Origin of the sequence: Streptomyces pimonensis (assembly GCF_041380215.1) — a bacterium.
Classification (GTDB): Bacteria; Actinomycetota; Actinomycetes; order Streptomycetales; family Streptomycetaceae; genus Streptomyces; species Streptomyces pimonensis.
Map to the genome: position 1 here is coordinate 1 of NZ_JAHWZY010000133.1, position 759 is coordinate 759.

Here is a 759-nt window from a genome sequence, read left to right on the forward strand (position 1 = left end):
GTGATCGAGCCGCTGCTGCCGAAGCACGAGCGGCGGTTCCGGCACCCGGGACGCAAGCGGATCGATGACCGCAGGACGCTGCAGGGTGTGCTGTTCGTTCTCTGCACCGGCATCCAGTGGGAGTACCTGCCGCAGGAGTTGGGGTTCGGCTCCGGTTCCACCTGCTGGCGGCGGCTGGCCGAATGGCAGCAGGCCGGGGTGTGGGCCGACCTCCGGCAAGTGCTGCTGGACCGGTTGCGGGAGGCGGACCGCCTGGACTTCTCCCGCGCCACCATCGACGCCTCCCATGTGCCGGCCAAGCGGGGGCGGAGCAGCCCAAAAGTCGGTCCGGGCCCGGTTGACCGCGGGCGGCCGGGCTCGAAGCACTACGTGCTGACCGATGCACACGGCACCCCGCTGCGGGTGTCCCACACCGGCGGGCACCGCAACGATGTCACCCAGCTCCTGCCGCTGGTCGACGGCGTGCCACCGGTGCGGGGCAAACGGGGCCGGCCCCGGCGCAAGCCGCGCGTGCTGTATGCCGATCGCGGCTACGACCACGAGTTGTATTGCCGTCGTCTGCGGGAGCGCGGCATCGTCCCGAAGATCGCCCGGCGTGGGCAGCCGCACGGCTCGGGTCTGGGCCGCGTTCGGTGGGTCGCCGAGTCCGCCATTGCCTGGCTCCACGGCCCCCGCCGCCTACGGATCCGCTGGGAGGCCCGAGACGACATGCACGACGCCTTCCTCCAACTCGCCCACTGCATGACCCTCGCCCGCAAG

At 71.7% G+C, this 759-nt stretch carries 1 protein-coding gene; it reads left to right on the forward strand.

The features are described from left to right. Positions 1-759, forward strand: a 759-nt coding sequence (locus KYY02_RS33685; protein ID WP_371244888.1) for an IS5 family transposase, incomplete at both ends; no start/stop codon positions are given.